At 45.3% G+C, this 25,545-nt stretch carries 19 protein-coding genes, 1 tRNA gene and 1 pseudogene; 18 read left to right on the top strand and 3 right to left on the bottom strand.

Annotated features, from left to right (window positions below; translation table 11 throughout):
- Positions 1–22 precede the first annotated feature (22 nt).
- The gene (gene aspS, locus FXV78_RS00525; protein ID WP_039960066.1) at positions 23–1,822 is read left to right on the top strand and encodes an aspartate--tRNA ligase; all 1,800 of its coding nucleotides are present in this window, start codon (positions 23–25) and stop codon (positions 1,820–1,822) included.
- Positions 1,823–2,042: 220 nt separating this feature from the next.
- Here aspS and FXV78_RS00520 read toward each other — a convergent pair.
- Positions 2,043–2,115, bottom strand: a tRNA-Gly gene (locus tag FXV78_RS00520).
- Between the two features lie 291 nt (positions 2,116–2,406).
- Between FXV78_RS00520 and FXV78_RS00515 the strand changes: the two genes are divergently transcribed.
- The 12 genes and pseudogenes from FXV78_RS00515 (at position 2,407) to rbr (ending at position 13,436) form a co-directional block, all read left to right on the top strand.
- Positions 2,407–3,462: a DUF5684 domain-containing protein gene (locus tag FXV78_RS00515; RefSeq protein WP_004844376.1), complete on the top strand. Its 1,056-nt coding sequence runs from the start codon at positions 2,407–2,409 to the stop codon at positions 3,460–3,462.
- A 132-nt stretch (positions 3,463–3,594) separates the two neighbouring features.
- Positions 3,595–4,878, top strand: coding sequence for a homoserine dehydrogenase (locus tag FXV78_RS00510; protein ID WP_022037688.1), 1,284 nt, complete (start codon positions 3,595–3,597; stop codon positions 4,876–4,878).
- Between the two features lie 15 nt (positions 4,879–4,893).
- Entirely contained in the window at positions 4,894–5,742 is an 849-nt protein-coding gene (gene thyA, locus FXV78_RS00505) for a thymidylate synthase (RefSeq protein ID WP_022037689.1), read from the top strand.
- Positions 5,743–5,771: 29 nt separating this feature from the next.
- Positions 5,772–6,263: a dihydrofolate reductase gene (locus tag FXV78_RS00500; protein WP_039960064.1), complete on the top strand. Its 492-nt coding sequence runs from the start codon at positions 5,772–5,774 to the stop codon at positions 6,261–6,263.
- Positions 6,264–6,276: 13 nt separating this feature from the next.
- Positions 6,277–7,302 (top strand): metal ABC transporter substrate-binding protein, encoded by a 1,026-nt coding sequence (locus FXV78_RS00495; protein ID WP_004844372.1) that lies wholly within the window; start codon positions 6,277–6,279, stop codon positions 7,300–7,302.
- Entirely contained in the window at positions 7,302–8,012 is a 711-nt protein-coding gene (locus tag FXV78_RS00490; RefSeq protein ID WP_004844371.1) for a metal ABC transporter ATP-binding protein, read from the top strand. Before FXV78_RS00495 ends, FXV78_RS00490 begins: the two co-directional genes overlap by 1 nt.
- A complete protein-coding gene (locus FXV78_RS00485) occupies positions 8,005–8,835 on the top strand; it encodes a metal ABC transporter permease (protein ID WP_004844370.1) in 831 nt (276 codons plus the stop codon). The genes FXV78_RS00490 and FXV78_RS00485 overlap by 8 nt, the downstream gene beginning before the upstream one ends.
- A gap of 174 nt (positions 8,836–9,009) precedes the next feature.
- Positions 9,010–10,728: a biosynthetic-type acetolactate synthase large subunit gene (ilvB, locus tag FXV78_RS00480; RefSeq protein ID WP_004844369.1), complete on the top strand. Its 1,719-nt coding sequence runs from the start codon at positions 9,010–9,012 to the stop codon at positions 10,726–10,728.
- A 14-nt stretch (positions 10,729–10,742) separates the two neighbouring features.
- Positions 10,743–11,255, top strand: a complete 513-nt coding sequence (ilvN, locus tag FXV78_RS00475; protein ID WP_004844368.1) for an acetolactate synthase small subunit — start codon at positions 10,743–10,745, stop codon at positions 11,253–11,255.
- Positions 11,256–11,351: 96 nt separating this feature from the next.
- On the top strand, positions 11,352–12,377 hold the full coding sequence (locus FXV78_RS00470; protein ID WP_009244496.1) for a branched-chain amino acid aminotransferase: 1,026 nt from the start codon (positions 11,352–11,354) through the stop codon (positions 12,375–12,377).
- A gap of 160 nt (positions 12,378–12,537) precedes the next feature.
- Positions 12,538–12,702 (top strand): annotated as a pseudogene (locus tag FXV78_RS00465) (AAA family ATPase); the annotation flags it as partial.
- A gap of 191 nt (positions 12,703–12,893) precedes the next feature.
- Entirely contained in the window at positions 12,894–13,436 is a 543-nt protein-coding gene (gene rbr, locus FXV78_RS00460) for a rubrerythrin (RefSeq protein WP_004844365.1), read from the top strand.
- A 52-nt stretch (positions 13,437–13,488) separates the two neighbouring features.
- Here the strand turns inward: rbr and FXV78_RS00455 are convergent, their stop codons facing one another.
- Positions 13,489–15,210 (bottom strand): ABC transporter ATP-binding protein, encoded by a 1,722-nt coding sequence (locus FXV78_RS00455; protein WP_004844364.1) that lies wholly within the window; start codon positions 15,208–15,210, stop codon positions 13,489–13,491.
- Between the two features lie 235 nt (positions 15,211–15,445).
- On the opposite strand from FXV78_RS00455, the gene FXV78_RS00450 reads away from it, so the two are divergent.
- The 5 genes from FXV78_RS00450 to FXV78_RS00430 all read left to right on the top strand — a co-directional run bounded on the left by FXV78_RS00450 (position 15,446) and on the right by FXV78_RS00430 (position 23,282).
- Complete coding sequence (locus tag FXV78_RS00450) at positions 15,446–16,816, top strand: MATE family efflux transporter (protein ID WP_009244493.1); 1,371 nt, start codon at positions 15,446–15,448, stop codon at positions 16,814–16,816.
- Between the two features lie 126 nt (positions 16,817–16,942).
- Entirely contained in the window at positions 16,943–19,486 is a 2,544-nt protein-coding gene (locus tag FXV78_RS00445) for a YhgE/Pip domain-containing protein (protein ID WP_004844361.1), read from the top strand.
- Positions 19,483–21,663 carry a YhgE/Pip domain-containing protein gene (locus FXV78_RS00440; RefSeq protein ID WP_004844360.1) on the top strand — a complete coding sequence of 727 codons (2,181 nt, stop codon included), beginning with the start codon at positions 19,483–19,485 and terminating at the stop codon, positions 21,661–21,663. Before FXV78_RS00445 ends, FXV78_RS00440 begins: the two co-directional genes overlap by 4 nt.
- A 110-nt stretch (positions 21,664–21,773) precedes the next feature.
- Complete coding sequence (locus FXV78_RS00435) at positions 21,774–22,712, top strand: tRNA dihydrouridine synthase (RefSeq protein ID WP_004844359.1); 939 nt, start codon at positions 21,774–21,776, stop codon at positions 22,710–22,712.
- Positions 22,713–22,727: 15 nt separating this feature from the next.
- Positions 22,728–23,282, top strand: a complete 555-nt coding sequence (locus tag FXV78_RS00430; protein ID WP_004844358.1) for a phosphatase PAP2 family protein — start codon at positions 22,728–22,730, stop codon at positions 23,280–23,282.
- A 651-nt stretch (positions 23,283–23,933) separates the two neighbouring features.
- On the opposite strand, the gene FXV78_RS00425 is transcribed toward FXV78_RS00430, so the two are convergent.
- Entirely contained in the window at positions 23,934–25,541 is a 1,608-nt protein-coding gene (locus FXV78_RS00425) for a CTP synthase (RefSeq protein ID WP_004844357.1), read from the bottom strand.
- Between the last annotated feature and the right edge of the window lie 4 nt (positions 25,542–25,545).

Below are 25,545 nucleotides of genomic sequence, written 5' to 3'. Positions count from 1 at the left end.
AGAAGAAGGGAGAAACAGAGAAATGGCAGAATCAATGCAGGGACTCAAAAGAACACACCGATGCGGGGAACTGTCCAGTGCAAACATTGGAGAGAAAGTAACCGTCATGGGATGGGTACAGAAGAACAGAAATAAAGGCGGAATCGTATTTATGGATCTGCGTGACCGCTCCGGAATCCTTCAGATCGTATTTGAGGGAGAAGAACAGGCAGAGCTGATGGAAAAAGCTTCAAAATTAAGAAGTGAGTTTGTAGTTGCAGTTGTAGGAAATGTGGAGAAGAGAAGCGGTGCAGTCAATGAAAACCTGGCAACAGGAGAGATTGAAGTGCGTGCTGAAGAACTTCGCATCCTCTCAGAATCCGAGGTACCGCCGTTCCAGGTGGAAGAAAACAGCAAGACAAAGGAAGAGCTTCGTCTGAAATATCGTTATCTGGATTTAAGAAGACCGGATCTTCAGAGAAACCTGCGTATGAGAAGTCAGGTCACAACACTGGCACGTCAGTTTTTCGCAGAAGAAGGCTTCCTTGAGATCGAGACCCCGATCCTCGGAAAGACAACACCGGAAGGGGCAAGAGATTATCTGGTGCCTAGCCGTGTACATCCGGGAAGTTTTTACGGACTTCCACAGTCACCACAGCTTTACAAACAGCTTCTGATGTGTTCCGGATGTGACCGCTATATCCAGATCGCAAAATGTTTCCGTGACGAGGATCTTCGTGCAGACAGACAGCCGGAGTTTACCCAGATCGATATGGAGCTTTCCTTTGTGGATGTAGATGACGTGATCGAAGTCAACGAGCGTTTCCTTGCAAAACTGTTCAAGGAAGTTCTGGATGTGGATGTACAGCTTCCGATCCAGAGAATGACATGGCAGGAAGCGATGGACCGCTACGGTTCTGACAAACCGGATACCCGTTTCGGTATGGAACTGGTGAATGTGACAGAGACTGTGAAAGACAGTGAATTTGTTGTGTTCAAAGGGGCGATTGAGAACGGAGGAACAGTCCGTGGTATCAACGCAAAAGGACAGGGAGCAATGCCGCGTAAGAAGATTGACAAGCTGGTGGCATTTGCAAAAGATTTCGGTGCCAAGGGACTTGCTTATATTGCAATTCAGGAAGATGGAACCGTGAAATCCTCTTTCTCCAAATTTATGACAGAAGAAGAGATGAACAATCTGATTGCAGCAATGAACGGAGAAGCAGGAGATTTACTGCTCTTTGCGGCAGACAAGAACAAAGTTGTATGGGATGTTCTTGGAAATTTACGTCTGGAACTGGCAAAACAGATGGAACTTCTGGACAAGAATCAGTACAATTTCCTGTGGGTTACAGAATTCCCGCTGCTTGAGTGGAGCGATGAGCAGAATCGTTATCTGGCAATGCATCACCCATTCACGATGCCGATGGAAGAAGATCTGCAGTATATTGATTTCGAGCCGGGCAGAGTCCGTGCAAAAGCGTACGATATCGTCTTAAATGGAAATGAGATCGGTGGAGGAAGTGTAAGAATCTTCCAGAACGACGTACAGGAGAAGATGTTTGAGGTGCTTGGATTTACAAAAGAGCAGGCATATGAGCAGTTTGGCTTCCTTCTGGATGCATTCAAATACGGAGTACCGCCTCACGCAGGACTGGCATATGGTCTGGACAGAATGGTCATGCTGATGGCAAAAGAAGACAGTATCCGTGATGTGATGGCATTCCCGAAGATCAAAGACGCATCCTGCCTGATGACACAGGCTCCAAGTATGGCAGACAATAAACAGTTGGAAGAACTGGGACTGAAGTTGGATGCAAAAGATGTAAAAACAGAAGAATAATGTGAAGAAGTGTGCATTTTTTGAAAAATGGTGCATACAGAACGTGAATTATGGAGAGCTCTCAACTACACAAGTAGTAAGAGCTCTTTTTGTATTGCTTTTGATTTATCAAAGGAAACGGAGAGGGAACTCAAGCAGGGATTGAACTGGAAGTGGAAGAAATGCCGGGTTTTGAAAATATAAAAAAGACTGTAAATCTTTCGATCTACAGTCTCTTAAGAGCGATAGACGGGGTTCGAACCCGCGACCCCGACCTTGGCAAGGTCGTACTCTACCAGCTGAGCCACTATCGCGTTTGTTTTGTGTTCCCCTCGGAACAATATATACTATACTACAGGAGTTCTTATCTGTCAACAACTTTTTTGAAAAAAATTAATTTTTTTGAAATTTCTAATTGTATGTTCAAATCGTACTGTTTACACCAATCCCTGCCTGTATATTACAATATTCAAAAAGAGAATTATTCTCATCGACTTTTTTGCTATGATGTGTTAAAATCGAAAAGAATCATTCTTCAGTCCAAAAGAGGAGAATGAAATAGAGATCAAAAGGGATAAGGGAGCTAAGGAACAGGAGGAAAAGGTATGATGGCAGCAGCGATAGGAATGATAATTGTAGCATTGGCGCTTCTGATTTTTTGTGTTGCGGTAATGTGGAAAGTATTTTGTAAAGCAGGAGAACCCGGATGGGCGTCATTGATCCCGTTTTATAATTTGTATGTAATGACCAGGATAACCTGGGGGAGAGGATGGCTGTTTATTTTTGGATTCCTGCCGCTGGGGAATCTGATATTTGCAATTTTTACAATGATAAAACTGGCAAAAGTGTTTGGAAAGAAAGATGGATTTGCCTGTGGGCTGATTTTCTTAAGTATTGTTTTTCTTCCAATCCTTGCGTTTGGAAAGGCAGAGTATACAGGTCCGGATCCGGAGAAAAGTACAGGAGCGATCATAGCCAGTGCGATCACTGGCGGAATCGGTATCATTCTGTTGGTGCTTGAAGTGATAGCAGTTGTCGCACTGGGCCTGTTTGCGGTTTCAGATCAGACAGTACAACAGACACAGGATGCGGTGATTTCACAAGAAGTTCCGGAGGAAACACAGGAAGAACCAGATGTGAAAGAAGAGGAGGGCGTTCAGAGAGAATATGAGGGCACTCCGATTGAAGGATATGAGGATTTTGAGACAGTATCCCTGGATGGTTATCAATGGGTTACGGATGTCACATTGTTCAAGGCTGGGGAGAATACAGTTACGGAGTCCACAGCAACTTCCGCAAAAGATGGAATTGAGCTGAAAGCAGGTTTTACACTTCTGGCTGCGGATGAAACGATTGAGCAGAGAATTTCGGCAGAAGTGGAAAATATCCGAAAGACATTGGAAAGTCAGGCGGGAATCTATACGGATATTACTGTAGGTGAGATGGTAGCAGAAGACGGATTCGTGATGCAGCAGCTGATCTGCAATCAGATCGGGGCAGATGGAGTGGCTTATCCGTGTACTGAGATCATACAGGTTCAGTTGATGGAGGACCGGGAAATTCTGGTGAGCAGTGTATCTTTGAATACTTCTCAGGCAACAGAAAACACAGAGCGATTGTTTACACAGGCCTGTGAATTATATGGTATTGCCTTTCAATAAGGTCAGCTATAGATAGAAGCGGACAGAAGAATGTCCGCTTTACTTTTCGAAAAGATTTTGTTACTCTATAGAAACAGAAGTCTGTAGATGGAGCAAAGAAAAACAGCGGATTCAAAAACAGAGGTGAAGAGTATGGAAAATAAAAAGATCAAAGTGGCATTGCTGGGACTTGGAACAGTTGGAGGCGGAGTGTACAAATTGATCCAGAGGAGATCAGAAAGTATGATACACACAGTTGGCGCCGAGCTGGAAGTGGAAAAGATCCTGGTACACAGTCTGCATAAAAAAAGAGAAGGCGTGGATACAGAGCTTCTCACAACGGACTGGAAATCGATTGTAAACGATCCGGAGATTCAGATTGTGATCGAAGTGATGGGCGGGATCGAACCGGCAAAGTCCATGATCGAGGAAGCACTTGGAGCCGGAAAGCATGTGGTGACAGCCAATAAAGATCTGATGGCAGAACACGGAGGAGAGCTTTTGGACCTTGCGGCGGCACATGGCTGTGATCTGCTGTTTGAGGCATCGGTGGCAGGCGCCATTCCGATCATCCGTCCGCTCAAACAGTGTCTTGCCGGAAATGAGATCTCAGAAGTGATGGGGATCGTGAACGGAACGACAAACTATATTTTAACCAAGATGTTTGAAGAAAACATGAGTTTTGAAGCTGCACTTGCAAAAGCAACAGAGCTGGGATATGCAGAGGCAGATCCGACAGCGGATGTGGAAGGACTGGATGCCGGAAGAAAGGCCGCGATCCTTTCCTCCATTGCCTTTCATTCCAGAGTACAGTTTAAAGATGTTTATACAGAAGGAATCACAAAGATCACAGCAGAAGATATTGCCTATGCAAAAGAGTTTGACTGTGTGATCAAGCTGCTTGCAGTTGCGCACAATACGGACAAAGGGATTGAAGTGGGAGTGTATCCGGTGCTGCTTGGAAAAGAGCATCCCCTGTCGTCCGTGCGGGATTCGTTCAATGCTGTTTTTGTGCACGGAGATGCTGTGGATGATGCGATGTTTTACGGAAGAGGTGCCGGGGAGATGCCGACGGCAAGTGCTGTTGTCGGTGATGTGATTGATGTTGCCAGAAACCTGCAGTTTGGATGCAACGGAAGAATCAGCTGTACCTGCTATCAGGATCTGCCGGTGAAGCCGTTTGATGAAGTGAAAAATAAATTTTTCCTCAGAATGCAGGTGAAAAACGAACCGGGAGTTCTGGCGAAAGTGGCAAGTGTATTTGGCGGTCATAAGGTAAGTATCCGCAGAGTTGTGCAGAAGCATGTACAGGAAGAAGCGGCTGAACTGGTCATCAGTACAGAAAAAGTGAAAGAGTATCATATTAAGGATGCGCTGAGAGAGCTGCAGAAAATGGACAGCATTTCTGAGATCAGCAGTATGATCAGAGAATATTAGAAGGAGAAGATAAGATTGAGTTACGCAGATAAAGTATTTATAGAGATGTGCAGAGACATTATTGACAACGGAACGAGTACAGAGGGAGAAAAGGTACGCCCGGTATGGGAGGATGGAACCTCTGCGTACACCATCAAAAAATTTGGCATTGTGAACCGTTATGACCTCTCAAAAGAGTTTCCGGCACTGACTCTGCGAAGGACAGGAATCAAGAGCTGTGTGGATGAGATGCTGTGGATCTGGCAGAAAAAGTCCAACAACATTCATGATTTAAACAGTCACATCTGGGACAGCTGGGCAGATGAGGACGGTTCCATCGGAAAAGCCTACGGCTATCAGATGCAGGTAAAGCATCAGTATAAAGAGGGAATGATGGATCAGGTCGATCGTGTGATCTATGATCTGAAGAACAATCCTTACAGCCGCCGGATCATGACGAATATCTATGTGCATCAGGATCTTCATGAGATGAATCTGTATCCGTGTGCATACAGCATGACATTTAATGTGACAAAAGAAAAGGACAGTGACAAACTGACATTAAATGGAATCCTGAATCAACGTTCTCAGGATGTACTGGCAGCAAATAACTGGAATGTGTGTCAGTATGCGGTGCTGCTTCATATGCTGGCACAGGTGTGTGATATGAAGGTCGGAGAGTTTGTTCATGTGATCGCAGATGCGCATATTTATGACAGACATATCCCGATGATCGAGGAACTGATCAAAAGAGAACCGCTTCCGGCACCGAAATTCTGGCTGAATCCAGAGGTAAAGGATTTCTATGAATTTACACCGGATGATGTACGGCTGGATGGATATGAGACACATCCTCAGATCAAGAATATCCCAATCGCGGTATAGGAGTTGTGCAAAAAAAGGAGGAAATGAATATGAACGCAATTGTAGCAGCCGATAAAAACTGGGCAATCGGATATAAAAACAAACTTCTGGTCAGCATTCCGGCAGATATGAAGTTTTTCCGTCAGATGACAGGTGGAAAGGTAGTTGTGATGGGAAGAAAGACGCTGGAAAGCTTTCCGAACGGTCTGCCGCTGAAGAACCGCACCAATATTGTGCTGACAGGGAATCCCAATTATCATGTGAAAGATGCAGTGATCGTGCATACAACAGAAGAATTGCTGGAAGAACTGAAAAAATATGATGAGGAAGAAATCTTTGTGATCGGCGGAGAAAGTATTTACCGGATGATGCTTCCTTATTGCAGCAAAGTATATGTAACAAAGATCGACCATGCATATCAGGCAGATACGTATTTCCCGAATCTGGATCAGCTGGAAAACTGGGAAATGACAGAAGTCAGTGAAGAGCATACTTGTTTTGATCTGGAGTATGTATTTTCGACTTACGAGCGCCGACAGTGAAGGCAGGCATATCATGAAATTTAGAAAAACATACAAGAGAAAACAGGCGGCAGTGCTGCTGAGTGTGTTTCTTTTGGTGACAAGTGTGGCCGGATGTCAGAGAGTGGGGGCTGTGAAAGAGACCGGCGAAGAGAAAGTAAATGTCGTGACAACCATTTTTCCACAGTATGATTTTGTACGTCAGATTGCAGGGGATAATGTAGAAGTATCGATGCTTTTAAAGCCGGGAGAAGAGACACACTCCTATGAGCCGACACCGCAGGACATTCTGAAGATTCAGAATTGTGATCTGTTTATTTATGTGGGCGGTGAGAACGATGAATGGGTGGAGGATATTCTGGACTCCATCGATACAGAACATATCAGACTGCTTCGCCTGATCGACTGCGTGGATACGGTAAATGAAGAACACGTAGAAGGGATGAAAGAAGAACGTGGTCATGAACATGAAGAAGAGGAAGAGCACGAGCATGAGCACGGGGAAGAGGAGCACGAAACACATGAGACGCTGACCCCGGATGAACATGTATGGACGTCTCCAAAGAATGCCATTGCAATTGTGGAGCAGATTGCAGATGTTCTGGGTGAGCTGGATCCGGAGCAGACGGCAGTTTATGAAGAGAACGAAAAAGCGTATGTGAGTCTTTTAGAAGAGCTGGATGATGAGTTTCGTGAGGTGGTAAGTTCGGCCAAACGCGATGTGCTGCTTTTTGGAGACCGTTTTCCGTTCCGGTATTTTGCAGATGAATACGGTCTGAAATACTATGCGGCATTTCCGGGCTGCGCATCCGATACGGAGCCAAGTGCGGCAACGATGGCATTTCTGATCAACAAAGCAAAGGAAGAACAGATTCCGGTGATCTTAAAGATGGAGCTGAGTAATGAGAATATTGCAAATGCCATTGCCGAGACGACACATGCGAAAGTGAAGACGTTTTACAGTTGTCATAATCTGACTGCAAAGGAATTTGCAGACGGGGAGACTTATCTGAGCATGATGAAAAAGAATGTAGAAACATTAAAGGAGGCTTTGAACTGATGGCATTGATAAAATGTGATGGAATTTCGATCGCATATGAGGGACAGACGGTTGTTCGGGATCTGTCTTTTTGGATCGAGCAGGGAGATTATCTCTGCATTGTGGGAGAGAATGGTTCCGGAAAGAGTACGCTGGTAAAAAGTCTTCTTGGATTAAAACCGCCCTTTAAAGGGCAGATTCTGCTGGGAGACGGATTGAAGCAAGACGAAATCGGGTATCTTCCCCAGCAGACGGTCGTGCAGAAAGATTTTCCGGCAAGCGTCTATGAGGTGGTACTTTCCGGCAGACTCAACAGCAGAGGCTGGCGGCCGTTTTACAGTGCAGCGGATAAGAAGGCAGCCAGAGAGAATATGGAGCTTTTAGGAATCCGGGAAATGGAACACCAGTGCTTCCGGGATCTTTCCGGCGGACAGAAACAGAGGGTGCTGCTGGCGAGAGCGCTGTGTGCCACAAAGAAGCTCCTGTTGTTAGACGAGCCCGTGACAGGACTGGATCCGCTGGTGACTGCAGAGTTTTACCAGTTGATTGAAAAAATCAATAAGGAGGCTAAAATTGCAGTTGTCATGGTGTCTCATGATATCGAAAGTACGATACAGTATGCAAGCCATATCCTGCATTTGCAGGAGAGCGCCCTGTTTTACGGAACTGCGCAGGAATATCAAAACAGTGCAGTCGGCAAGAGATTTCTGGGAGGTGAGGGAAATGCTTGATACATTTATGGAAATGATGTCCTATCCATTTATGGTACGGGCGTTTCTGGTGGGTTCCCTGGTGGCATTGTGTTCGGCACTTCTGGGAGTCAGTCTGGTACTGAAACGCTATTCGATGATCGGAGACGGGCTTTCTCATGTTGGATTCGGGGCACTGGCCATCGCGGCTGCGCTGAACATGGCGCCTTTGGCGGTTGCAATTCCGGTGGTCGTGGTGGCTGCGGTTCTGCTTCTTCGCATCAGCGGCAGCAGCAAGATCAAAGGAGATGCGGCAATTGCACTGATTTCTACGGGAGCACTGGCGATCGGGATTATGGTGATTTCGATGACGACAGGAATGAACACTGATGTTTATAACTATATGTTCGGAAGTATCCTTGCCATGAGTGGTGAGGATGTGCAGTTCAGTATTCTTCTGTCGGTTGCGGTGCTGATCTTATATCTGTTTTTCTATAATAAGATTTTTGCGATCACCTTTGATGAGACTTTCGCCCGGGCAACAGGAGTCCGTGCAAATCTGTATAATACTCTGATTGCGGTGTTGACGGCAGTTACGATCGTGTTGGGAATGCGGATGATGGGAGCACTTCTGATCTCCAGTCTGATTATTTTTCCGGCGCTGACTTCCATGCGGGTGTTTAAGACCTTTAAGGGTGTGATTCTGAATTCAGCGATTCTATCGGTTGTATGCCTGATTCTGGGAGTGACGATTTCCTATGTGTATGCAACACCGGCAGGTGCGAGTGTAGTTGTGGTCAATATGGCAATGCTGGCTGTCTACAGTGTGATCGGAGCCCTGAAAAACAGAAACAACGGGAAGTAAATGCGAATTGGATTAAAAAAGATCAAGAAAAGGAAATTGACAAAGATAAAAATACACCGTATAATGAGGATAAATTTCAGCAGCGAAAGCCTCTGAAATTCAGTGTATGAGGAATTTTATTCGCCCTGAGCTTTTTGACAGCTTGGGGCGTTTTGCATAAGGAGGGTGTGAAAGGTGAGGCAGATTTCAGGAAACAAATTATTTGTAAAAGCATTAAAAGAAGAAGACGTAGAAGTATTGTTCGGATATCCGGGCGCGTGTACGATCGATATCAGCGATGAGCTGTATAAGCAGAGCGGGATTGATGTGATCCTTCCGAGACACGAGCAGGCACTGGTGCATGAAGCGGATGCGTATGCGAGGACAACGGGGAAAGTCGGCGTCTGTCTGGTGACCAGCGGACCGGGAGCGACCAATCTGGTGACAGGACTTGCGACTGCCAATTATGACAGTGTTCCGCTGGTCTGTTTTACCGGACAGGTGGCGAGACATCTGATCGGAAATGATGCATTTCAGGAAGTGGATATTGTGGGGATCACACGGAGCATCACCAAGTATGGTGTGACGGTCACGAAGCGGGAAGATCTTGGACGGATCATCAAGGAGGCATTTTATATCGCAAGAACGGGAAGGCCGGGACCGGTTCTGATCGATCTTCCGAAAGATGTGATGGCGGAGCTTGGCAGTGCACAGTATCCGAAAGAGGTGAATATCAGAGGATATAAGCCGAATACCAGTGTACATATCGGACAGCTGAAAAGAGCGATCAAGATGCTTCACAAGGCAAAACGACCGCTGTTTCTGGCAGGCGGAGGGGTGAATATTGCGCGCGCCAGTGCATTGTTTACAGAAGTGGTGGAAAAAACACAGGTGCCGGTAGTGACAACGATCATGGGGCGAGGCGCCATTGCGACAAATCATCCGCTGTTTATCGGAAATCTGGGGATGCACGGCGCTTATGCAGCCAATATGGCAGTCAGCGGCTGTGATCTGCTGTTTTCCATCGGGACGCGCTTTAATGACCGGATCACGGGAAAACTGCATGAATTTGCGCCTCATGCACAAATTGTCCATATTGATATCGATACGGCATCGATTTCCAGAAATATTCATGTGGATATTCCAATCGTAGCAGATGCCAAAGAAGCGCTTACGAAGATGACGGAGTATGTGGAAGAGTGCGAGACAAAAAAATGGCTTGCGCAGATCGCGGCATGGAAAGAGGAGCATCCGCTTCGGATGAAACGGCATGCATTGATGAGCCCTCTGGATATTATTGAAGAGATGAACCGTCAGTTTGACGATGCAATCATCACGACAGATGTCGGTCAGCATATGATGCTGGTGTCTCAGTATGCGGAGATTACAGAAAAGAAGCAACTTGTCATGTCCGGAGGACTGGGGACGATGGGATATGGATTCCCGGCGGCGATCGGAGCACAGATCGGTAATCCGGAGAAACGAGTGATCGCAGTTTCCGGGGATGGCGGTATGCAGATGAATATTCAGGAGTTTGCAACGGCAGTTCTGGAGGAGACACCGGTCATCGCCTGTGTATTTAACAATACATATCTGGGGATGGTGCGTCAGTGGCAGAAGCTGTTTTACGGAAAACGCTATGGGATGACCAATCTGCGCGCAGGAGCGCTTTCGAGACGGACAGATGGAGCCGAATTTCCGGAGTATACGCCGGATTTTGTAAAACTGGCAGAAAGCTATGGGGCAAAAGGAATCCGTGTGACAAAAACAGAAGAGATCTCGGCAGCATTTGAAGAGGCAAAGAAAAATACAAAAACTCCGACCCTGATTGAATTTATCATTGATCCGGAAGAGATGGTATATCCGATGATCAAGCCGGGCGGAACACTGGAAGATATGATTATGGATTGTTAGGAGGAAGACGGACGATGGCAGATAAAAGTATGAAAAAAAGATGGATTTCTCTGTATGTGGAAAATCAGGTGGGAGTGCTTTCTAAGATTTCCGGTCTGTTTTCCGGAAAATCCTACAACTTGGACAGTCTGACAGTAGGAACCACAGAAGATCCGACGGTATCCCGAATGACAATCGCCACAGTCAGTGATGATGAGACATTTGAGCAGATCAAAAAGCAGCTCAATCGAATGGTAGAAGTGATCAAGGTCATCGATTTTACAGATATTTTTGTGCGGATGAAAGAAATCCTTTATATCAAAGTCCGGAAGTGTACACTGGATCAGAAAGTGGAGCTGCATCAGATCGCAGAGACATTTAAAGGAAAAGTGATCGACTGTGACAGAGACAGCCTGCTTCTGGAATTTGTACAGACCGGGACGAAAAACGACGCAGTGGTGAAGCTGATAAAAGAAGAATTCAAAAGTATTGAAGTCGTCAGAGGCGGAAGTGTCGGGATTGAATCCATCAGTATGATGGAACGATAAAAAACAGAGCGCACTCTTGATTTTTGAGCGTGAGAGTATTATAATTGCAACAAACAAGTTGCAAATACGTTCGATTGAGGAATGGAGGAGTTTTTGATGGAGAAGAAACAGATCGATTGGGAGAATCTCGGATTTGGTTATGTACAGACTGAACAGAGATATGTTTCCAATTATAAAGACGGAAAATGGGATGAGGGAGGACTGACAGAAGACGCCGGTGTGGTACTCAATGAATGTGCCGGAGTCCTGCAGTATGCACAGACTGTATTTGAAGGAATGAAAGCTTATACGACAGAAGACGGTAAGATCGTTGTATTCAGACCGGATCTCAATGCTGCCCGGATGGCAGATTCTGCGAGACGTTTGGAGATGCCGGTATTTCCGGAAGAACGTTTTCTGGAGGCAGTCAAAGAAGTGGTAAAAGCCAATGCAGCGTATGTGCCTCCGTATGGTTCCGGGGCAACACTTTATATTCGCCCATACATGTTTGGAAGCAATCCGGTCATCGGAGTCAAGCCGGCAGATGAGTATCAGTTCCGGGTGTTTGTGACACCTGTCGGACCGTACTTTAAAGGCGGAGTAAAACCATTGACGTTATGTGTATCTGATTTTGACCGTGCGGCGCCGCATGGAACAGGACATATCAAAGCCGGACTGAATTATGCAATGAGTCTTCATGCGATCGTGACAGCACATGCGAACGGCTATGATGAAAACATGTATTTAGATTCGGCAACAAGAACGAAAGTTGAGGAGACAGGCGGGGCAAACTTTATTTTCGTGACAAAAGACAATAAAGTGGTGACACCGCATTCTGATACGATTCTGCCGTCTATCACAAGACGTTCTCTGTTATATGTGGCAGAGCATTATCTTGGTCTGGAAGTGGAAGAGCGGGATGTGTATCTGGATGAAGTGAAAGAGTTTGCAGAGTGCGGACTGTGTGGAACAGCGGCGGTCATCTCTCCGGTCGGAAAGATCGTGGATCACGGAAAAGAGATCTGCTTCCCGAGCGGAATGGAAAAGATGGGACCGACCATTCAGAAATTGTATGACACACTGACAGGAATCCAGATGGGGCAGATTGAAGCACCCAAAGGATGGATTCAGGTGATCGAGTAAGGCAGTATAAAATACGTCTTTTACAGTAAAACTGTAAGAGACGTATTTTTTGAGTTTGTTGATGGTTTCTTTTCTTATCAGATGTTGGAAGAAGATCTCCATTGTGATTATGAAGGAAAAGGGCTATAATTGAATTTATGCAGAGAAGGGAGGCTAGGGTATGGCACGAAGAGTATCAATTGGATATCAGGAATTTGAGGATATTATTATAAACGATTTGTTTTATGTAGATAAAACACAATTTATAAAAGAGTGGTGGGAGAGAAGAAATCGTGTTACTTTAATTACCCGGCCGCGCCGCTTCGGAAAAACACTGACAATGAATTAGATGAATACGATACGCCAATGCAGGAAGCATGGTTTTGCTTTTTGCGGAAAGCAGGTTCTGATAGGGAGATAACGAAAAGATGCTTTAAAAACAGGCGGAAGAATTTCTCAAATTTCTGAACTTAAGTTGATATCCGACCGAAAATAGTGGTAAGATAGAGTTAAAATCAAAAGAGGAGGTTTTGAATCATGTCAGAAAACAAATATGCAGGAACACAGACAGAGAAAAACTTAGAGGCAGCTTTTGCAGGAGAATCACAGGCAAGAAACAAGTATACATATTTTGCTTCTGTTGCCAAAAAGGAAGGATATGAGCAGATTGCAGATCTGTTTCTGAAGACGGCAAACAATGAGAAAGAACATGCAAAAATGTGGTTTAAAGAACTTCAGGGAATCGGCGATACGGCACAGAATCTGGCAGCGGCAGCAGATGGAGAGAATTACGAGTGGACAGATATGTATGACGGATTTGCAAAAACAGCAGAGGAAGAAGGATTTCCGGAGCTGGCTGCAAGATTTCGTCTGGTAGCAGCGATTGAGAGACATCATGAGGAACGGTATCGTGCACTCTTAAAGAATGTGGAGACGGCAGAAGTATTTGCCAAAAGTGAAGTAAAGGTATGGGAATGCCGCAATTGTGGCCACATTGTAGTCGGAACAAAAGCACCGGAAATTTGTCCGACCTGCAATCACCCGCAGAGCTATTTTGAGGTTCACGCAGAAAACTACTAAAATGAAAAACGTACATCCAGAAGGAGAGTTATCCTTACAGGATGTACGTTTTTTATGCTCTTAAATAGTGCGCATAAATTCCGTTTTTTTCGATCAGTTCTTCGTGAGTCCCCCGCTCTGCGATTCCATTGTCAGCAATGACAAGAATCTCGTCTGCTCCCTGGATCGTGGAGAGTCGGTGTGCGATCGTGATGGTTGTTCTGTTTTTAGCGAGAACTTCCAGACTCTGCTGAATCCAGCGTTCACTTTCGTTGTCCAGTGCGCTGGTGGCCTCATCAAGGATCAGGATCGGCGGATTTTTCAGGAACACGCGGGCAATGGAGATCCGCTGTTTCTGACCGCCGGAAAGACGGGTTCCGCGTTCTCCCACAAAGGTGTCATAGCCATCCGGCAGACTTTCGATGAAATCGTGAATATTTGCTTTTCTGGCAGCATCGACGATCTCATCCATAGAGGCATTCGGTTTTCCGTAGGCGATATTTTCCTTGATTGTGCCGCAGAATAAATAGACATCCTGCTGTACGATTCCAATCTGGTTTCGCAGGCTCTCTAATGTCAGATCACGGATATCTTTGCCGTCGATCGTAATGCGTCCGCTGCTCACATCATAAAATCTTGGCAGAAGGGAGCAGATTGTAGTTTTTCCGCTTCCTGACGGACCGGCAAGGGCAATGGATTTTCCTGCCGGAATCTGGAAGGAAACGTTGGATAATACCAGGGTATCGTCATCACTGTAGTGGAAGGATACATCCTCGAAGGAAACCAGTCCGCGGACGTCTTTGAGTGGCTTTGCATCCGGGGAATCCTGGATTTCCGGCTCTGTCTCCATCACGGCAAGGAACCGTTTGAATCCGGAGAAGCCTTTCTGAATCATTTCCGTAAGCTCCACCAGAATCTGAATCGGGCTGATGAAAATTCCGATATACAGTGCATACATGGCAAGATCTGTCGCCTGCATTTCTCCTTTTGCGATCAGGTAGCCGCCGAATACCAGTGTGACAAGATACATCATTCCCTGGAAAAACAGGTTATAGCCCATAAAACTGCCCATGCATTTGTAGTTGGCATCCTTGGAGAGCAGAAAATTGTGATTGCTCTTGCGGAATTTTTCTTTTTCCACATCCTCGTTTGCGAAAGACTGAACCACGCGGATTCCGGCGAGGGTGTCCTGCAGACGGGAATTGACATCTCCGATTTTCTTCCGGTTTTCCATAAAGGTAGACTGCATTCGGCGGTTCTGGCTCATAGAAAATGCAAACATGCAAAACACCAGAAACAGAAGTGGAATTGCCAGCTTCCAGTTGATCAGGAAGAGGAAGATGAACGATCCGATGATCTTGATCACGGAAATAAACAGATTCTCCGGTCCATGATGCGCAAATTCTGCAATATCAAACAAGTCAGAGACAAGTTTGCTCATCATCTGTCCGGAGTTGTTCTGATCATAATAAGAAAAAGAAAGTTTTTCATAGTGGTCAAAAAGCTGCTGACGCATATCCCTTTCCATATAAGCACCCATCATATGCCCCTGATAGCTGACATAATATTTGCACAGGCTCTGGATCAGGTACATGATCAGAAGACCGGCTGCAATGGGAAGCAGTGCGCTTAAAATAGAGGAACTGCTTTTTGTAAACAAGGTATTGGTACAGGTACGCAGGATCTGAGGATATGCCAGATCGACCAGACTGATGATCGTAGCACAGATCAGGTCCAGAAAGAAAACGGCTTTATATGGACCGTAGTAATGGATAAATTTTTTCAGTGTGTGCATAAATGTCCCCTCTTTCTATCTGTATGCTGATGGACCGCTTCGATGTCCATACGAAATCATAGTATCATAATTAAAAATGAGACACAAGCCGTATCCTGGAAAAAGCAATTGACAGAAAGAAAAAGATATGCTATGCTGTCAAAGCTAAAAAAATAGGTCATGTACAAAGCCATGTGGTTTTTCTGTTTCAGAATAAACAGAAACACATGGCTTTTTTTGAGGAATGGAGGGTATTATGGAAACAAACAAGATGGAGACAAGGGACATTTTTCCGCTTTTGATGAGCATGTCTCTGCCGATGGTATTGTCCATGCTGGTGCAGTCTCTTTATAACATTATTGACAGTATTTATGTATCGTATCTGGGAACAGGGGCTCTCACGGCAGTGTCACTGGCATTCCCGCTGCAGAATATCGTGCTGTCTGTGGCAGTCGGAATTGGTGTCGGGATTGCTTCCGTCTTATCGATCAGTCTGGGAAAAAAGGATCAGAAACGGGCAAATGAGGCTGCTACAATGGGGATGGCACTTACGCTGATCCATTGTGTACTGTTTGTGATCCTGGGCCTTGTGATCACAGAACCATTTATCGGATTATTTACAAAGGAACCCGAGGTCATGAAACAGGCATGTGACTATACGTATATTGTTCTTTGCTTTTCGTTTGGTTCTCTGCTTCAGATCGCGATGGAAAAAATCTATCAGGGCATCGGAGCAATGAAAACGACAATGATACTTCTGGGAGCAGGTGCAATGATTAATATTATCCTGGATCCGATCCTGATCTTCGGCCTTCTTGGATTTCCTGAAATGGGAGTAAAAGGGGCGGCAGTGGCAACTGTGATCGGGCAGATCAGCGCATTTCTTCTATATATTGTTGTTTATCTGCGAAAAAATCCGGGTGTTACGATTCATCCCAAATATCTGCATCTGGACTGGCGGCTGATCCGTCAGATATATTCGGTCGGAATCCCGTCTTCTCTGATGATGACGATGCCGTCTGTTCTGGTGGGCGGATTAAATGGAATCCTGGCTGCATTTTCGGATACGTATGTAGCAGTACTTGGAATTTATTTCAAACTTCAGACATTTATTTATATGCCGGCGAATGGAATTGTACAGGGAATGCGGCCGATTATCGGATATAACTACGGAGCCGGATCAAAGAAACGGGTGCGGGATACGATACGCTACAGTCTGATTTCTGCGGCAGTACTGATGCTGGTGGGAACGGTTGTTTCTCTGGCAATTCCGGACATCATTCTGAGTATGTTCCAGGCAGATGCAGAGCTGATGCGTGCAGGAATGGAGGCACTGCGATTGATTTCGCTTGGATTTTTGGTGTCGTCAGCAGGTGTGATCTTTTCCGGTGTGTTTGAAGCGCTGGGACGGGGCGGAGATTCTCTGATCATTTCACTTTTGCGCCAGCTGGTCATTATCCTTCCGCTTGGATATCTTTTGTCACGAACAATGGGAGCGGCGGGAATCTGGATCAGTTTTCCGGTGGCGGAACTGGTTTCAGCCGTGATTGCCTGCCTGTTGTTAAAAAGAATGGAAGGTGGAATATACTTTCCGTTTGATAAAAAAGAGATAATCAACAGAAAATAAGTGGCTTGTTGTTAAAAATGAGTAAAATTTCTGACCAAAATTCATCTTTTTTGCAATAGCCCAAATGGTTCTTTTTATGATACAATACACTACTATGGACAGAGTGTTTATTAAAGGAGGCTGAAGATGAAGCGCGCATTTCAGATTTTAAAAAGGGATATGAGACGGCTGGCTCACAATCCAATCGCAATGATCGTTGTGGCCGGCGTCTGTCTGCTCCCATCGCTGTACGCATGGTTTAATATTGCTGCGAATATGGATCCCTATGGAAATACGGGAGCAGTTCAGATCGCGGTGGCGAATCTGGATAAAGGAACAGAAAATGAACTTACCGGTTCGCTCAATGCAGGTGAGGAGATTGTAGATCAGTTGAAGGAGAATCATGATCTGGGCTGGAAGTTTGTGAAAAAAGAAGAGGCTGTAGACGGGGTGAAATCCGGCAAGTATTATGCTGCGATCGTGATTCCGGAAGATTTCAGTGAATCCCTGACCAGTGTACTGACGGGAACGATTGAACAGCCTAAATTTACTTATTATCTGAATGAGAAGAAAAATGCGATCGCACCGAAAATTACGGACAGTGGGGCGACAGCGGTGCAGAGTCAGGTCAATGAGGCATTTGTATCTGCTGCATCAGAAGCAGTTTCAGAAATTTTTAAAGATTCGATTGCAGATGCAGCGGGCAATCTGGATTCGCTGCAGGAAAATGTAGTTTCAGATATTCAGAAGGTATCTGACAATATCGCAAGTTATCAGCAGATACTGTCTGAGTTCCAGGCAACCTTTCAGGACAGTGATGCGCAGATCAAAGAGGTGCAGTCTGCCATGGATCAGGTGAAAAGCGCTGCTTCCTCAGGGGCTGCTGCTCTGGATGCAGGGGCTTTTGCACTTCAGGCAGGAAGAAACAGTGTCTCATCATTTTCTTCTGCACTATCTGGAACGCTGACGGATGGGGAGAATCTTCTGTCCGACATCGGGAATTCCGCAGGGGCAGATTTGGGAAGTCTGAATGAAAAGATTCAGTCAGTCAATGGAAAAGTGGACAGTGCCATGTCTTCCATCAACAGTGTGATCCAGCTGAATGAAAAGATCATTGATCTGCTTTCACAGCTGGACAGTGCCATACCAGGCAGTCCGGCATCAGATCTGATCGCACAGCTGCAGGCAGAGAACCAGAGACATCAGGAGCTTTTGAATAGTCTGCAGGCAGGAAATGCGGGAATCGGCAATGCGGCTCAGACGGCAACGGATACAGCACAGCAGATTGGCAGTCTGGTAAAGGAAAATCAGCAGCAGCTTCGTGGAATCAAAGGCAGCTTTGAGCAGAATGTACTTCCAGGGCTGAACACATCTCTGGATTCTTTCGGACAGCTTTCCGGAAAACTCTCCGGTGTGTTAAGCGGAGTGGATCCACTGGTGGATCAGACGAAAGGAATTCTTGACAATCTCAATACAAGCCTGAATGACTCCAAGACGGCACTTGAGAGTACAGGAAATGCGCTTCAGAAAGTACAGGAAAAACTGAATTCAGTAACAGCAGATCTGAATGCGCTCAGAAGTTCCCAGTCCTATCAGGATTTTCTGAATCTGACAGGATTGGATTCGGAAGCAGTTTCGGAGTTTATGTCTGCACCGGTAGCTCTGAAAACAGAGTCCTTTTATCCGGTGAAAAATTATGGAAGCGCCATGACTCCGTTCTATACAAACCTTGCCATCTGGGTAGGGGGGATTGTGTTGATCGCAATTTTCAAACTGGAGTCTGATAAAGATGAAGTCGTGCCGAAGTTTACAGCAGTTCAGTCTTATTTCGGAAGATGGATGCTATATGTGGTGATGGGACTGATACAGTCGCTGATCATCTGTGTGGGAGATCTGCTATTGTTAGGAGTCCAGTGCAAGTCACCTGCGGCATTTATTTTTGCAGGATTGTTCACTTCCTTTGTATATGTGAATATTATTTATGCGCTTTCTATTACATTCAAACACATTGGAAAGGCAGTCAGTGTAATTCTGGTCATCATTCAGATTCCGGGTTCTGCAGGAACCTATCCGATCGAGATGACACCGGCGTTTTTCCAGAAGCTGCATCCGCTGCTTCCTTTTACATACGGAATCAATGCGATGAGAGAAGCGGTAGCAGGAATATATGGATTCCATTATGCAGAGAATTTGTTGTGTCTTGCAGTGTATGTTCCGATTGCGCTTTTGATCGGAGTTGTCGTACGTCCATGGCTTTTGAATCTGAACCATATGTTTGACCAGAAACTGGGAGAGACTGAGCTGATGATCTGTGAGGAGGAAGGTCTGACAAAAGAGAGATTCCGTATGACAGCAGTTGTGAGTGCGCTGGCAGACAAGAAAACATTCCGGGAAGAGATGTACCAGAGGGCAGAACGGTTTGAGAGAAATTATAAGAAACGGATCCGCAGAGGATTTGCGGCGATCTTGATCATTCCGCTGATCTTTTTGATCCTGATGTTCAGTATCAGTTCCAAAATGGTATTTCTGGTGTTGTGGATCACATCGATCATTGTGATCGCGCTTTATCTGATCTGCGTGGAATATCTCCATGAAAGTCTGAAACGGAGACTGAAGGTGAGTCGGATGTCTCAGGAGGAATTGTTAGAGACACTGAGAAAACGGAAAGAACAAGAGGAGGAAGAAGCATGAAGAAGATAGGGCAAGTTTTTCTTTATGATATTTCACATATCAAAAAAAATGTGATCGCAATGATCGTAGTGCTCGGCTTGTGCGTTGTTCCGTCTCTTTATGCATGGTTCAATATTGCTGCAAGCTGGGATCCATATTCCAATACAAATGGTCTGAAGGTGGCGGTTGCAAATACGGATGAAGGGTATGAAGGAGAAATCCTTCCTCTCCAGATCAATATCGGAGATACTGTAATCTCAAGTCTCAGAGAAAATGACCAGCTGGACTGGACGTTTACAGGGAAAAAGGATGCAGTAGAAGGTGTCAAATCGGGAAAATACTATGCCGCGATCGTAATTCCGAAAAGTTTCAGTCAGGATATGATGAGCCTGTTTTCGGAGGAGATGACACATTCCGATATTATATATTATATCAATGAAAAAGAAAATGCCATTGCTCCAAAAGTGACTGACAAGGGAGCAAGTGCCGTACAGCAGCAGATCGATGAGATTTTTGTAAAAACAGCGGCGCAGGTGGGACTGGATCTTCTGGATACAATCTCAGAAGTGACCAGCAGTGACGGCGCACAGGCAGCAGCACAGAATCTGACAGAAAATATCCGGAAGATCGGAGCGGATCTGGATTCAACAGCCGGTACGGTGAAGGCGTTTTCGAACCTGACGGTTTCCATGCAGCAGATGCTGGATGCCACTGCAGATATTTTAAATAAAGCGGGGCAGAATACGGAAACAAATCTGTCACTTCTGAATGAGACCGGAAATTCTGTTGACTCATTAAGAAGCGCAGTGTCGGGAACAACAGAGAGTGTCAATCAGGTACTGGCACAGGGAAGTCAGTGCTATGATGCCATATCCGGACAGATCAACAATGCATTTTCTTCGATATCCACGGGTGCGGGAGCAACAGCAGGGGCACTCAACAGCGTGGCATCCGAAGTACAGGTTATGATTGACCGCTATACGGGATTTCGAGACAGTGTGCAGCAGCTTGCAGATTCCTTTCCGCTTGCTTCGGATCTGCTCCAGCCGATCATCGGAAACCTGAATGAATCCATTGCCCACCAGGAAGCGGTAAGGGATAAATTGAATGAAGCGGCGGCAAAGATTACGGAGACTGCAAGTGATGCGGGAAACTATCAGGTACAGCTGGATCAGCTGGTGAAGCAGGGTTCTCAGCAGATCTCGGGGATCCGTTCGGATTATGAAAACAACGTAAAAACACAGATCAATACCATGTTTGGCACACTGGGGGATACCAGCAGTGCAGTGCAGTCTTTGTTCACCAGTATGGACAATGGAGTCGAAGATATGGAAAAACTGGCGAAGGATGCAGGATCCGGTCTGGAGAAGATGAAAACAACACTGGATACATCTGCTTCCCTTTTGACAGAGACGGCAGAAAAGGTAAACCAGGCAGCAGAAAAGCTGGATACGGCAGCACAGGACGGAAATGTGGAGACATTAAAAAATGTGCTTGGAAGCAGCCCGGAAGTAATCAGCAGCTTTGTGTCTGCGCCGGTAAGAATGCAGACAAAAGCCTTGTATCCGGTAGAAAATTATGGATCAGCCATGGCGCCGTTCTATTCTACACTCTCTATCTGGGTAGGCGGGATCATCCTGGTAGCAATGATGAAAGTGACAGCTTCGGAAAATTTAAAAAGAGCGCTTGCGCCATTGAAGCCGCATCAGATCTATCTGGGCAGATACCTGCTGTTCCTCGTGCTGGGACTGATCCAGAGCGGCCTGATCTGTCTGGGAGATCTGTATTTCCTTGGAATCCAGTGTGAGCATCCGTTTTTGTTCCTTCTGGCAGGCTGGGTAAGCAGTGTGGTATATGTGAATATTATTTATACGTTCACGGTATCATTTGGAGATGTAGGAAAAGCAATCTGTGTGGTTCTTCTGGTTATGCAGGTGGCAGGATCAGGCGGTACGTTCCCGATCGAAGTGGCGCCGGAAATCTTCCAGAAGATTTATCCGTTTCTTCCATTTACGCACAGTATGACAGCTATGCGGGAATGTGTTGCCGGATTCTATCAGTATACGTACTGGGTAGAATTGGGAATCATGTGTCTGTTCCTTCTGGCATCCCTGTTTTTGGGACTGGTGCTTCGAAAACCGGTGATTCGCCTGAACGAATTGTTTATAGAAAAACTGGAAGATACAAAATTGATGTAATATTGTCAAAATGAAGCGGACTCTTCGGAGTCCGTTTTTTGACAGATGGGTGTCAAATAAAAGAATATATGCTATAATGGAGCGAAACAAAAAAGAATCAGGAGAATGTTGTGGAAAAATTTTATTTTGCACCGCTGGAAGGAATCAGCGGATATGTGTATAGAAAGGCTTATGAACACTATTTTGGAGGAATTGACAAATATTTTATTCCGTTTATTAAACCGAATCAGAAAGGAAAGCTCAGTTCCAGGGAAAAGAACGATATCTTACCCATGCACAATCAGGGGATGTGTGCGATTCCTCAGATTTTGACCAATTCGGCGGAGGATTTTATAAAGACGGCAGAAAGGCTGGGGGAATACGGGTATGAGGAAGTCAATCTGAATCTGGGATGTCCGTCAAAAACCGTGGTGAGCAAAGGAAGAGGGGCTGGATTTCTGGCAGAGCCGGACAGATTGAATGCATTCTTAGAAGAGCTTTTTGAAAAGACACCGATCCGTATTTCGGTTAAGACACGGATTGGCAAGGAGAGCCCGGAAGAATGGATCCGGCTTCTGGAAATTTACAATCAGTATCCAATGGAGGAGTTGATCATTCATCCGCGGATCCAGACAGATTTCTATAAGAACACTCCGAATCTGGAAATGTTTGAATATGCGGTCAAAAACAGTAAAAATCCACTCTGTTACAATGGGGATATTTGCACAAAAGAGGAATATGAAATAATCTGTAACCGTTTCCAGGAGGTACCATCTGTGATGATCGGAAGAGGAATCCTGAAAAATCCGGGGCTGGTTCGGAAGATCAGACAAGGCATACCGGTTGAAAAAGACAGGATCCGGGCATTTCATGATGAACTTTACCGGGAATATCAGGAAGTTCTTTTTGGGGAGAAAACGGTACTCTTCAAGATGAAAGAGCTGTGGTTTTATATGGCGCCGTTGTTTACGCAGTATGAGAAGTATGCCAAGAAAATTAAAAAAGCAGAAAAGTTGAAACTGTATGAAGCAGTTGTGGATGCGTTATTTGAAGAACAGGATTTGGTATAGGAGAAGGAGAGGTGAATGGAAGCAATTTTACAATGGGATGGACAGGCGTTGTTGTTTATTCAGGAGCATATCAGACAGGTGTGGATGGACGGATTCTGGAAGACGATCACACATCTGGGGGATGCAGGATGGTTCTGGATTATCTTGGGAATCGTACTTCTGATTCCGAAAAAGACAAGAAAAGCAGGAATTGCCGCTTTGGCGGCACTGGCGATCGGAGCATTGATCACAAATGTGGCACTCAAAAACATCATTGCAAGAATCCGCCCGTATGAAGTGGTGGAAGGACTGAAGCTTTTGATCGAGCCGCAGTCAGATTTTTCATTTCCTTCCGGACATACCTGTGCCTCTATTGGAGCAGCGTTGGCGATGTATCCGTTTTTGGAGAGAAAGTGGGGGATTCCGCTTGTAATTCTGGCAGTGCTGATCTCTCTTTCCAGGTTGTATGTGGGCGTGCATTATCCGACGGATGTGCTCGGTGGAGCTGTTGTGGGGGCGTTTGCTGCATGGGGAGCAGTGAGGATTGTGAAGCATGGGCTTGTGAGAAAGGCTAAAAAAGCAGAAAAGTAAAATGGAAGATAGAAAGAAGCGCTGCGAGGCAGATGGAAGAATCTGCTTCGTGGCGCTTTTTGAAATTTCATGAAAGTTAAAGAATCATTTCTCTTATGGAAAACATGATTTATATTATGATCCAAATCAAAGCAGTCCATAAAAAACAAATATGATCATGTTTTTGAAGAGAATATGAAGGTGGAATAAAAAGTTGACATTAGTATGAACCGCTCCCCGTCAAGTAGACAATCAAAAAAATAAAATCAGCATCATTTCAGAAAAGCTTAAGAATCTTTTTTTCGATTTTTAAAACTTATCTGATACAGTATACATTGTCGGACAAAGTCCGCCCACCGCAGTTATGTATTACGGGATGCCTGAATGAGTATACCCATCTGGATACATATTGATAGTGAAAGGAGTCGCCCTATTATGCAAAATATGATTTTTGTACTGTATCCGTTATTTTGTATTCTGCTGCCATGTATGCTGTATGTCCTGATTCAAACGAAAGGATTTCATCAGAGAACTAATTTTATACATATGATCTGGGTTTTTATTTTTCTGTATTATGTGTACCTTGTTCTGGAAACAACAGGAATCGGAACCATTTGGGAAATCGGGTTGTATCCTGGTATGAAACTTCAGGAAGAGATCAGTCTGTATATATTAGTGTTTGTCAAGTGCCGCCGCAGCTTCCACAAATCCTTTGAACAGTGGATGTGGTTTGTTCGGACGGGATTTTAATTCCGGATGCGCCTGTGTTGCGATAAACCACGGATGATCCTTGATCTCTGCCATTTCAACGATCTTGCCGTCCGGAGAAAGGCCACACAGATTCATGCCGTTTTCTGTCAGAACTTCACGGTAATCATTGTTGACTTCATAGCGATGTCTGTGGCGTTCCTGAATTTCTTCTTTCTGGTAGACCTCATATGCTTTGGAAGTTTTGTCCAGAATACATGGATAAGCGCCCAGGCGAAGTGTTCCGCCGATATCTTCGATACCGATCTGATCCTGCATGATGTGGATCACCGGATGTGTAGTGGATGGATTTAGTTCCAGACTGTGTGCATCGTGGAAACCGATCACATTGCGGGCAAATTCTACGATCGCAAGCTGCATTCCAAGACAGATACCGAGGAACGGAATTTTGTGTGTGCGGGCGTAGCGGATGGCTTCGATCTTGCCTTCCACACCGCGGTGACCAAATCCGCCGGGAACCAGGATTCCTGTTACATCCTTAAAAATCTCATCTGCGGTTTCAGGAGTCACTGTCTCGGCATCCACCCATTTGATCTCAACAGTCGTGTGGCTGTAGATTCCGCCGTGTTTTAAAGCTTCTACCACGCTGATATAGGCATCGTGCAGCTGAACATATTTTCCGACCAGTGCGATGCGGACTTTGGAAACCGGGTGTCTTAGATTGTCTACCATAGTTTCCCAGTCACTTAAATCCGGTTTTGGACAGTCCAGATGGAGACATTCGCATACAACCTGTGCAAGGTTTTCTTTTTCCATTGCCAGAGGTGCTTCGTATAAATAATCCACATCCAGATTCTGAAGAACGTGATCTGCCGGAAGGTTACAAAACAGGGAAATCTTGTCTTTGATTCCGTTATCCAGCGGATGTTCGGAACGGCATACGATAATATCCGGCTGGATTCCCATGCCCTGAAGTTCTTTGACACTGGCCTGTGTAGGTTTTGTTTTCATTTCCTGAGAGGCTCTCAGGTATGGAATTAAGGTTACATGGATCAAAATGACGTTATCACGTCCTTTTTCATGCTGAAACTGACGAATGGATTCCAGGAAAGGCTGGCTTTCGATATCACCAACAGTTCCGCCCACTTCAATAATCGCGATTTCGGTATTTTCAGCAGAAGGATTGCGGTAAAATCTGCTTTTGATCTCATTGGTGATGTGTGGGATAACCTGTACGGTTCCGCCGCCGAAATCGCCTCTTCGTTCCTTCTGCAAGACAGACCAGTAAATCTTTCCGGTTGTGACATTGGAATTTTTTGTCAGACTTTCATCGATAAAACGTTCATAATGTCCCAGATCCAAATCCGTTTCGGCTCCGTCATCGGTTACAAATACTTCTCCGTGCTGTACCGGATTCATGGTTCCGGGATCAATATTGATGTAAGGGTCGAATTTCTGCATGGTCACCGTATATCCGCGGGCTTTCAAAAGCCTGCCGAGTGATGCGGCTGTAATCCCTTTCCCAAGTCCTGAAACAACTCCACCGGTCACAAATACATATTTTACTGCCATAGTG

It is taken from the genome of Mediterraneibacter gnavus ATCC 29149, from assembly GCF_008121495.1.
Taxonomy (GTDB): Bacteria; Bacillota; Clostridia; order Lachnospirales; family Lachnospiraceae; genus Mediterraneibacter; species Mediterraneibacter gnavus.
This window is presented reverse-complemented; position numbering and strand designations above follow the sequence as displayed.

Bases quoted from the DNA above. Each gene is read 5' to 3' on its own strand.
- aspS (WP_039960066.1), top strand. From the start codon at position 23: ATGGCAGAATCAATGCAGGGACTCAAAAGAACACACCGATGCGGGGAA.
- FXV78_RS00515 (WP_004844376.1), top strand. From the start codon at position 2,407: ATGATGGCAGCAGCGATAGGAATGATAATTGTAGCATTGGCGCTTCTG.
- FXV78_RS00510 (WP_022037688.1), top strand. From the start codon at position 3,595: ATGGAAAATAAAAAGATCAAAGTGGCATTGCTGGGACTTGGAACAGTT.
- FXV78_RS00500 (WP_039960064.1), top strand. From the start codon at position 5,772: ATGAACGCAATTGTAGCAGCCGATAAAAACTGGGCAATCGGATATAAA.
- FXV78_RS00495 (WP_004844372.1), top strand. From the start codon at position 6,277: ATGAAATTTAGAAAAACATACAAGAGAAAACAGGCGGCAGTGCTGCTG.
- FXV78_RS00490 (WP_004844371.1), top strand. From the start codon at position 7,302: ATGGCATTGATAAAATGTGATGGAATTTCGATCGCATATGAGGGACAG.
- FXV78_RS00485 (WP_004844370.1), top strand. From the start codon at position 8,005: ATGCTTGATACATTTATGGAAATGATGTCCTATCCATTTATGGTACGG.
- ilvN (WP_004844368.1), top strand. From the start codon at position 10,743: ATGGCAGATAAAAGTATGAAAAAAAGATGGATTTCTCTGTATGTGGAA.
- FXV78_RS00470 (WP_009244496.1), top strand. From the start codon at position 11,352: ATGGAGAAGAAACAGATCGATTGGGAGAATCTCGGATTTGGTTATGTA.
- rbr (WP_004844365.1), top strand. From the start codon at position 12,894: ATGTCAGAAAACAAATATGCAGGAACACAGACAGAGAAAAACTTAGAG.
- FXV78_RS00455 (WP_004844364.1), bottom strand. From the start codon at position 15,210: ATGCACACACTGAAAAAATTTATCCATTACTACGGTCCATATAAAGCC.
- FXV78_RS00450 (WP_009244493.1), top strand. From the start codon at position 15,446: ATGGAAACAAACAAGATGGAGACAAGGGACATTTTTCCGCTTTTGATG.
- FXV78_RS00445 (WP_004844361.1), top strand. From the start codon at position 16,943: ATGAAGCGCGCATTTCAGATTTTAAAAAGGGATATGAGACGGCTGGCT.
- FXV78_RS00440 (WP_004844360.1), top strand. From the start codon at position 19,483: ATGAAGAAGATAGGGCAAGTTTTTCTTTATGATATTTCACATATCAAA.
- FXV78_RS00430 (WP_004844358.1), top strand. From the start codon at position 22,728: ATGGAAGCAATTTTACAATGGGATGGACAGGCGTTGTTGTTTATTCAG.
- FXV78_RS00425 (WP_004844357.1), bottom strand. From the start codon at position 25,541: ATGGCAGTAAAATATGTATTTGTGACCGGTGGAGTTGTTTCAGGACTT.